Annotated in this window: 1 protein-coding gene; it reads left to right on the top strand. The window is 52.6% G+C overall.

From position 1 onward, the window contains the following. Nucleotides 1-69 precede the first annotated feature (69 nt). Nucleotides 70-9873 (top strand): hypothetical protein, encoded by a 9804-nt coding sequence (locus P6910_RS09130; protein ID WP_317145962.1) that lies wholly within the window; start codon nucleotides 70-72, stop codon nucleotides 9871-9873. Nucleotides 9874-9892 lie beyond the last annotated feature (19 nt).

The raw sequence follows: 9892 nt of genomic DNA, 5'->3' as shown, positions 1-9892 counted from the left end.
GGTTGATTGTCAAAGACAGGTATCACAACCCTTCTGAAAGTCATGTAGATCAATCTATCAGGTGTTATCATGCCAACCGTACCCAAAAAAATTCATGTTTCTATTGTCGGTCCTACTAAAGGTCGGGAGTTTGCCTGGCTAACAATATGGGCCGGGGTGAACCCGGACCACACCATCTATGTATGGGCTCCCAAGGCTGTGAGATACAAAAGAATTCTATATTCACTGCTGTTTTCTGAGAAAATACAACAAGCTATTGAAAAAGATCATCCCGCTGATATTGCCCCGTTGAGGCGTAGTATCTGGCAAAAAATCGATGCTTTTATGGGTGAAAGCGATGACGTAGAAAAATTGGATATAATGAAATCCTATTTTTCAAACAGTGTAAAGGTGTCGTTTACTACCCAATGGAATAAAACTAAAGATTTGTTAAATCAAATTCGAAATAAAATTAGCACGGTTGTTGTTAGCGAGGTTGATTTTGCGTTTGAACAAGAACACAGTAACTATATCAAGTACATCTTAAGCTTAAAAAAAACGGTGATAGCCGAAAGAATGATAGGGTTTAATCATGAACACAATGATGGAGGTGTATATATTGATAAATGGCTGCTACCAACACTGAGTGAAGAGCCCTTCAAAAAAAGGGGCATTTCGTTCATACCCATATCGGGAAAGGGAGTGAGTAGGAGTAAGAAAGAGGAGCTGGAAAAAGCTAAGGTGCTTGCTCTTTTGGAAAAAATGGTTGCAGAGAAAATTATTCCTGATCCTGGTCCTGATTTTAAGATAGACAATTTAAACCTGTCACAAGAAGAAATAAATCGAATTAGAAGTGTCATAGGAAACATCAGTATTAGCGATTTATTTAATAAACTGATTGATCGTGAAGTCAGTTATGGCTCCCATAATAATATATTTTTCGGTGGCGGTTCATATCCTGAAGACAAGCTTAGAGGCGGATACCTCGATGATTCAATCATGCCAATAATGTTTGAAACTCGCCCACACAACCGTTTGATAAAATTAATAATTGAAGAAAACTTGTTTTTTCACGAGATTTTAGAAAGCTTTAAAAAACATGAAATAAGAAAAGAAAACCGCATAGGAATAATAAAGGATAATTTGGTTGAATTCTATAAAGGTAAAGCTGATGTCTACCAACACAAAATCAATAATGCTGCAATGATGTTAACCGAACTTACATATCATAAAAGGGATTTTGACTACCGGATTTTTGCCAAGCTAGGTTATGACGCTTTTGAAAGATTACAAAATGTCCAACATACAAGAAGAGCTACAATTGCCCGAGTTAGTAACTTCTTAGAAATAAATCCCCTCTATGAAATAAAATCTTCTGAACCTGATTCTGACTTGCCAGATTTAACGTTTAAACAACCATACAAAAAGTTAATAATGATTCATATTTCCGAGATTCAGGGTAATGGTCATATGGAAGAGTCTAGAAGGCAGAGTTATGAAAAATATAATAGGTATCGCACTAAAACTAAAGAAGACAATAATGTTTTGTTTGAGGTTGTTTATCGTGGTATAAGGCGAAATAGAGTAGTTACAACAGTATCAGGAAAACCATTCAGAAATATCGACGCAGACACTAAAGTCTTAATTTCGGGAAGTTTTGATTTCCCTGATATCAATGTGAGTGAGAATTATATCAGTTATTCTCGACGCCTGGTGAAAAAGTTATCATCACTTTTAAGTGTAATAATCCCCGAGAATACCACCGTACAAAACATAGGGTTCTCTTTTGATAACTCCGCACAAAAAATTCCAGATTCTGAGGGTGTATTGGATGCTGGCCAGAAAAGTTACATTGTACCTGAAGTTCTGAGGGAACTGGCCAAAAAAGGTATCCATGCAAATTATGCTGTTGCAGTTCGGGGATCCCTGTCAGCAGATGTTCCCCGGCAAACTGGCGGTGGTGATCCTAACAGGCCGTCAACTTCGAGAGAGGCGCCCGATCCTGATCTCAACCGTATTGTTTTTACCCTGAATAGGGACAACACCGTTACCTACCAAGCCAGGTTCGGAATGAGTTCCCTTGTCCCTGGTTATCAGCTTTATCCCAGCGGACCCAAAGTTGATGTTCCCGGATCCTCATTCACAGATCAGTTTTTTGAATCCGTAGTCGCCGAGGGTTCGGGCGACCCCAGGCTCGCAAAGGAGTCAGCCGAAGCCCTGGTCGAAAAAGCGTATGCCGGTGACAGAGACCAGGACGATTCTGCCTCTGCTTCTACCAGGCCCGAAAACAGGGTGCCCGCTTCCGCAGTCCACGAAGAGGTCGATTATAGAAGAGATGCTGAAAAATACTCATTAGCATTTCAGTTCAAAGATGCGATTTATTTCGGATTAGACAAAGACTCGAAACCTGACAAAGTTGCTTTCATGCATCCGGATGGGAAAGAAACGCGTCGTTTAGAAAAAACAATCGACCTGGCGAGGGAGTCTTCCTCCTACACCGAATGGCTTGAGCGTTATGAAAAGCGTTTCCCCGAGTTCAACCACATCACCCAGCTTCGGCAGGAAATAAACCAATATCAGGGTGAAAAAGAAAAGGTCGAGGCCTTCGAAACCTTCAAAAGAAAGGCAGAGGCCTATTCATTCGATATCTTAACTTTAAATCCCTACACTGAAGAGGGTGCAGCCAGAATTAGGGTAATATACAAAAATCAATTCCCCAATTGGCATCTTCTCTCAGGTGAGTTACCGCTTTTTTGTAACCGGCGCCGAAGATCAATCAATACCGGCAGCTGCGATGCTCGACGTAAAGCGCTGGTGTATGCGCTCCGGTTACTTTCCGGCCCCGAAACCCAACTCAATCTTGATGGCAAAAAAGACAACAAAGGTAAAAAAATTGATATCGCCCTGCTCAAACCCGGCAACGAAGGTGAGCGCTGGCTGCAAAATTTTTTCACCCGGTATCGTCGGCTGGAAGGCAAGGACGCATTAGCTCACGTCCGGGGCATGCACTCGATCATTGCCCTGGACGAAGATTCGTTTACCCGTGCTCAACAGCAGATAAAAGACGGGACCCTGAGTGGCCAACCCCTGTTGCTGAAAACCACCCCCTCTGGCAGTTATGTGCTGCTCACACCCGATGGCCGGGTTCAGTCGGCCATCGCCGGGGGAGACGGCAACCGCGTCACCGTTCTCGGTCGGCCAGCCAGACTGATCGCCCATGCTTTGACGACACTGGTCTACTTTACCCCGGACGGCCACATCGCCAGTCTGACCGTCAGCGATCTTGCCAGCAGCAACCAGTCCCGCGGAATCACGGCTCTGAACGGCCTGAAAACCTTTATGACCCAATCGCCCGCCAACGGCAAACCCCCGGTGGGCGAGCTGATTATCGAGCCCAGAAGCCGCAGCCCCCAGGTTTTCAAACGACTGGTGAAAGATATCCAGCGCCTGATGCCGAAGGACCGCCCGGCGATTGAAAACCTTGTGCTGCGCTCCCCGGGCTCCGGACAACCGAAGTACCGGCTGCTTCCCGGCGAAACGACGGTGCTGATGTCACCCCGGCCATCGGATTCAAAAACCCCCCTCCGCTATTTGCCGCCCAGCCACCTTTCGGTTCCGGTGCCGCCCCGGACTAAAGACAGTCTCTCAGGTGTGGCCTCTGAACGGGCCGAATTCAGGCAGCGGCTGTTGGAGTTGGACACTGCCCTGGGGGACATTAAAGCCCGGCACTCACTCCCCGACAGCATGATCCCGCAACTGGATACCCTCCGTCGGGATGGCCGGGGCTGGCGCATAGACTTTTTGGAACCCGACACCCTGGTCCGAAAAAACATCCGGTTTACGTCCGGAGCTTTTGACCGCTTCCGGGGCTTTCTCCAGGGGACGGGTCGTCAAGGCTTGCCATCGCTGGTCAAAGGGAAAAGAACCGCCAACGCCAATATGAACAGGCTCGCGTCTTTTATAGGCCTTTACGACCTGCTAGCCGGGATTTCTCCCGTGGGACACCATTACAGCCAGCCCCCATCCCAGAATATGACGGTCACCGAGCGGCAGATTTATATCGGGCGAAAGACGTTTTTTTATACGTCGTTGGCATTACAATTGATTGACATAGCCAATGTCGGACGGCACGGGATCAAGGCCATCACTCCAGTCATCCTGCCGTCAATTCCTTCCGGTCAGAAAGCACCAAAACTACCCAAGATTTCTGTGCCGGGCAAGCTCCCCGTGGGTCTGAAAAAAGTCGGCAGGCTGGGTAAAACAGCCGGTCGTTTTGTACCCTTTCTGCTTCCCAGCGTGCAGGTAGGCAGTCTCACCCTGACCATCATTGAATATGAGAACGAAGAGGATCCGGAAGTTAAGAAACTCATGGAATCCAGGGTGATCTTTGAGTCGGTGGATACGGCTATCTCCATCGGGTTAGTGCTTGTCAATCCAGTCTTGGGGATCGTGCTTGGTGGGATCATGCACCATATCAGGACGCTTTTTAATCTCGATTACGAGAGCCGGGCAGAGAAGCTGGCCTTTAAAAAATTACGGGACGCCTCGGGTAAGGCGGCAAAAATCTTTGACCTGATCCACGCCCAGCTGGACCCCGAAAGCTTCCTGGCCAACAACCAGGCCAACAACCAGACCCTCAATGCGTTGACGAGCGGGGATGGCAAAAGCCTCCTGGCCCTGAATATCCAGTCAATCAACCTGGTGAACCAGACCCTGACCTACGGTGGCGGCTATTCATTCCAGACAACCTTCGTCGCCGGAAAAAAAGACGACTGGAAACGCTGTAAGGATGAGCCCTATGTAGAGGCCGGCCTTATACAGGATTGCGCCACCGACATTAACAGGATCGAGTACGCCTCGGGTCTCTTTAACCTGATTGACGATGCCCTGGCGACATTGTGCCGGACGGAGTCGCGTTTAACCGGCTACCAATGCTCAAACGGGGTGTTCCACAACCTGAGGCAGATGACCGGTAAAATAAACATTTTCATGCCCGCCTTACCTCAGTGGAAGGTCAGGCTCCGCTACACTCCCTACGATCGTTTTCCCCGAGGGAGTGCGCCAGACAGCAGTTCTCCCGGTGCACAGCTTCTGGATGCCGTCAGCGACAGCAAGCTGAAACGGTTTTACCAGAAAAAGGTAATAAGCACCCGGATCAAATACTGTGGAGCCCGTGGCTTTGATGAATGTAGCACCCGTTACCACTATAAATACCTTATCCAGATGTTCACTCATACCGACGGTTTGGAGTACCGTCAGTCAACCAGCAGCCTGTATCTCGATGACAAGGATCACATCGTCGTTTTTCGTGAGGTCTCAGACGAATTTTCCAAACTGCTGGATTATGACCTGTATAGGCCTAAAGGGGATAAAACCTGCATCCTGATGTCAGACGGAGCTCATTACATTCGCGTCCACCCCGGGCAGACGGCCTCTACCTGGGTGTTGAACTACGACGGTCAGGTTCCCTATGCCTGTATTACCGAGCAGGCTGACCAGGAACATCGCTGCTGGTCCTCGCAGAACTATTTCGGGGACCGAATCCGGCACATCATGCTGGGTGAGACCCGTTTCGAGTTTCCTGAACCGAGGCCATCCTCTCCGTATAAAGTGGTGGCCGAAGATGCCAACGCACAGTTTGAGTGGCAGTCGGACGGCAAAGTGATCCATCGATTATACGACACTGGATCAATGAATGACGGGCTATCAGGGGCGTCGAAACTGAACCGAATCATGAGCCGCTACACCGCGGCCAGCCGGTTTTTGCCGCTGGAGATGAAGGACTGCGACGCCTCAACCCGGGTCCGTGAACGCTGTATGGCCAGAGCGCCGGAGCAGTGGCGAACAGTCTGGTTGGCTGTCAAAAAACCAAACCGGTGGGCGATGAAAGGTGCCTCTGACCCGTTACCCGTGAGACCTGATCGGCCCTCGCGGGTCGAGCAGAACCCGGCCTGGCTGCAACACAAGCAGGACTGTGACCGACAGGTCAATGAGTATCTCAAGAAACCTTACCGCTGCTTCCCTGGCAAGCTGGGACTGGCCAAAGCGGACTGGGAACAATTAGACCAGGTCCGGCTTTGGTACGATACCTTCAACCATCTGAAAATCCGGTTCATTGCTGACAATGCCCAGCTGCAACCGGCCCAGCTGCAACCCGTCCAGGGGAACCCGGCTATCGGCTACTATTTTTTTGACTCCGCCAATGGCAAGGTGTTATTCCAGAATAAGGAGTTACTGACCCGGGAAATCTGGCACTTTGGTGAGTTGAATGCCAGCTCGTTTGGCCGCCATGTCTCAAAGATAATGCCGAACAAAGATGAGTCACAATTGCTGGTATTTGATGCCCCCTATTATTACCTGTTGACGGCCAGCCCGTCCGGTCAGCTGACTCACCGGGCGATTGCGGTAGAAACCCTGGATGGCCAGCTCAGCGTACCTCCTGTGCCACCTGTAGCGGCGCCCGGCACAACGACATCCGACACAACGACATCCGACCATGGACTGATTCCCATGCGGGATGTCGATGACAACGACACACGTCGTATCCTTAGGGCCGGTTTTTATGACGATTCCACCCAAACCCATATTACTTTCCTGAACAGTCTGATGGATGGCGACGTGCCGAACAATAAAAACGACGAAAGCGGCTTACGGACGATCAATGAGCGTGTCCGAAAGGCTCTGGACGAAGAGCACCTGCCGGTCCACAAGGTGGTGCGGGAGAGTGTTCACTTCATTTTGTTCAGCAAGCACTCCGGCAACCTGTATTACCTCAGCACTGACGTGAATCGCCCCGGGGGCGTCCAGCGGCTGAACTCCGGTTTCCAGTTGATCCGCCCGGCAGGCGAGAAGCGAGCGCTGGCAAAAGCAAAGATGGCCAGCACCGGCGTCTTCAGGCATGTGCAGGCGCACTCCGGCAGCCTCCTGGTCGATACCAACGGTGACTACCGGCTGTGGATACCGGACAAGGCCTGGGACAACACCCGGGTGGTCAGTGAAAACCTGTCGGTGGAGTCAGGACCCTTTAAGAACTGGCGGGTCGAAGCCACCGGGCAGATCGTCGCCAAGTCGAACGATACCCTGAGTGTGCACCAGTTCACCCCCCAATCTGGCGTGGTGATGGACAGCCTGAACCTGGGCCGGGTAGTCAACCTGATCTTCGCCAAACTGACCATTGAACACCCCGGCAGAACCACCTGGACCATCGCCAGTGCCCGTTTTTTCATCCGTGAGCTGAAGAAACTGCTGCGGGACCGGGTGAAAGGGGCCCGGGAGGCATTCTCGGCCACGGTGGGGCTGGTGCCGCTGAGACCCATCAGCGCGATCGTCGACCACCCCCTGTTCAGTGCGATCAGGAAACTGGACTTCTGGTACAACCCGGGCAGCGACACCCTGCTGGCGGCCAACACCCGCGACCAGTTTGAGGTCATGGTGAACGACGACGGACAGCTACTCGCCCTGTCGAATACCCACAAAAAGGAGGCTTTCGAGTTTTTCCCCCGCCCTGAACAGCGCGCCATAGGCCATGCCTTTTGTGGGAACGCTGTCAGCTTTCCGCTGAACGGAGTGCCCGCTGAGTTCGATGCCCTGCTCTCCGTTCCCTGCCTTTTTACCGTGTCCGGTGGCTTCCGATTGCCAGGCAACTACCAGTGGGACGAAGGGGCCCGGGCGTGGCGCATCGAGACACCGAAGGCCCAATACCTGGGCAACCGGGAGAGTCTGGCCCTGGTGAGCCTGGACCTCAGCCGGGTGAGGCCCGGAAAAACCTCCGACAACCGACTCTTCCGGGCCCTGCAAGATTTCGACTGGGCCATGAGAACCCTGCCATTGGGTGTTCGGTCGCGGATCGACGCCGGACTGATCGCCCTCAGGCTAGGCTCCAGCTACGCCCCAACCCAGACAGCCTGGGTAGATTACCGGGGCCGGTATTCCGGGCAACAGAGACTGTTTTTCGGCCTGCCTGACAAGGAGCACGGTGTTCAGCAACTGATTGGCCAAATCACAGGCGCCGATAAAAAGAGTTCCTGGTTTCTTCGGTCAAAGGCTGTGGTCGTTTATAGTCCAGACAAACAGATGCTTTACCGGGTCACCTCCGGGGGTTACCAGTCCCTGGGAACCTTTAACAGGGTCGCCGTGATGGCCGAGGGTCTGCTGCTGTCAGGAACCCCCCGAGCCGAAACGATCAAACTGAAAGGGTTGCGACTGGACACTTACTACCGCAACCACCAGGTGGCCTTTGCCCGGAACGGTACCCGACAGCGGTTCGGGGTCATGGTGGAGGGCCAGGGCGGGTCTGACGTGATTGAACTGGATGAGACTGACTTGTCGTTTTTTGCCCGGATCCTCATCCATCCCGGGCTGGCTGAAAAAGACACCGCCGATCACGACAGGGCACAGACCCGCATTGAACTGAAGAATGTACCGGCTTTCCCCTTCCTTGCCTGGCGCCGGGGTCAGAACCTGATGCTGTCCGACCGGTTTACCACCGGCGAAGCCGAGATCGAGATTCAACAGGTCTGGGCCAGACAGCACGACCGGTTCCTGCAGCCCACAACCCTGGTGTTCAGTGACCTTGAGCTGTCGTTATCCGATCTGGCGGCACGGGTGATGGACTCTGGCCAGGGAGTCGTCTTGCCACTCACGGTGAGCAGCCTGGTCAGGAACGAGCGCCTCCGATTCATCAACGCCACAGCCAGCAACCCCCTGTACATCCAGCGGGACCGGCCAGTGAAAATCGTCACATACCGGGCGATGGACGGGATTAAACTGACACTGGAGCCCCTGGACTCCACATACGTCAGACGTCAGGTGTTTATTACCAGCACAGGACAGTGGGGCTGGGAGCCGGGCAGTGTTCAGGTAAGCGGACCGGAACCCGGCAGCGGTTACCAGTCATGGCCGTTTGTACCCGCCGTGATCAGCTCGTCCGCCATGGGCAACGGGACAGCGAGACTCTGGGGCAATAGCCGCAATAACATTCTGTACCTTGGCGCCGACGCCCGACAGTGGTCACTCCGCGGATGGGGCGGTCATGACCTGCTGTTGCTGGGAGCCTCGGGAAACATCGCGGCACGGCCAGACGTGCTGGCAAACCGGGGCGACCGGTGTGACAACCGAAGGCTGGATACGCCCGGCAACAGCAGCCTGTGGCAAGCCATCCTCGACTGGACCCGCCCGCTGGCCGGTGGTGTTGGTAATGACGTCTATGACCTGCGGGCGTGCAGGCCGGCCCGCACAATCGACAGCCATGGCAAGCATTATATCCTGCTGTCGTCCGGGTCGAAGGCGGATTTACGACGATTGTCGGGTGATAACAGCACTGCCCTGTTCTTTACCGACCTGACCCCGGAACAGGTGGCGTTCAGCCAGTGTGACCCGCAGGCGCAGAGCAACCTTACCCGCAGCAACCACTCTCTTCCATTGCAGAGCCAGATTATCAGGATTATCAATACCGGCACTAACCAGACGCTGGCGCTGGTGAAACCGGACGTGCTGGCCAGCCTGCATTTTAAAGGCGGACAAGTCAGCCTGAACCCCATGGCTGTGATCAACAGGAATGACAGTCAGTCAGCCCTGGACGACAGTGTCGATGGCGACAACGGCGCCCTGGCCTTTCTGAACAAGATCATTGGCAGAGGTCAACGGCTGGTGAATTACCTGTGCAGCCTGGCCGGGGTTAAGAAAAACGACATTGGATCGAATAGTGAGCGGCCAGTAGGAACAAGCCTGAATGATACGGAACTCAACCAACACTACCAGCGACTGGTGCAGGACCTCAGTGCCCTGTCTGGCAGTCGCAGTGGCGAAAGCCCGTCGTTTATCCCATCGAAAAGCCGGGGAATGATACAAAACCTGACGAGTCCGCAACCTTTGACGACGATGGGTCAGGGCTGATTGTCAGTAACTGCCCATG

The sequence above is a fragment of the Endozoicomonas sp. 8E genome (assembly GCF_032883915.1).
Lineage (GTDB): Bacteria > Pseudomonadota > Gammaproteobacteria > Pseudomonadales > Endozoicomonadaceae > Endozoicomonas_A.
The sequence above is the reverse complement of the archived record's forward strand: the minus strand, read 5'-3'. Positions and strand labels throughout refer to the sequence as shown.